Origin of the sequence: Streptomyces sp. NRRL WC-3549 (assembly GCF_000721935.1) — a bacterium.
Classification (GTDB): domain Bacteria; phylum Actinomycetota; class Actinomycetes; order Streptomycetales; family Streptomycetaceae; genus Streptomyces.
Map to the genome: position 1 here is coordinate 82,673 of NZ_KL585391.1, position 807 is coordinate 83,479.

Genomic DNA, 807 nt, shown 5'->3' on the forward strand with positions numbered 1-807 from the left:
CGGGTCCCGCGCGTCGTAGCGGGCGAAGCCGCGCCAGCGCAGCCCCAGCAGACAGACGAGCAGCACACACGCGGCCCCGCCGCCGGTCACCGCGACGACCGGGGACGCCAGGTCGGCCACCGAACCGGCCACGAGGTCGCCGAGGCGTGGGCCGCCGGCCACGACGACGATGAACACGCCCTGCAGACGTCCGCGCATCTCGTCCGGCGCGGCGGCCTGGAGCATGGTGTTGCGGAAGACCATCGAGATGGAGTCGGCGCACCCGGCGACGGCCAGCAGGACGAGCCCGGGCCAGAGCTGACGGGTCAGCCCGAACACCGCGACGGCCGCGCCCCAGCAGCAGACGGCGATCAGGATCGCGAGCCCGTGCCGCCGGATCCGCCCCAGCCACCCGGAGAAGACGCTGCCGAGCAGGGCGCCCAGGGCGGGCGCGGCGACCAGCAGACCGGTCGTCTTCGCGTCACCGCCGAACCAGAGGACGGCGACCACCGGGAACAGGGCGCGGGGCTGGGCCAGCACCATGGCGCACAGGTCGCTGAAGAAAGTCATCCGCAGATTGGGGCGGGTCCCGAGGAAGCGCAGCCCGTCCATGACCGACGCCCGCTCGGCGCCCTTGCCGGTCTTCCGGTCGGGAAGCATCGAGGGGAGCCGCCACATCGCGTACAGGGAGGCGGTGAAGGTGACGGCGTCGATGGTGTACGCGGCCCGGTAGCCCCACCATCCGACGATGAGGCCGCCGAGCATCGGGCCGACCAGCCCGCCCGTGGTGGAGGTCATCGCGTTGAGGGCGTTGGCGGCGGGCAGCTG

The 807-nt window shown here is 73.5% G+C and carries 1 protein-coding gene; it reads right to left on the bottom strand.

Annotated features, from left to right (window positions below; all coding sequences use genetic code 11):
- Window positions 1-807 (bottom strand): MFS transporter (locus IH13_RS0108920; protein WP_031082653.1); only part of this gene is annotated, 807 nt, incomplete at both ends.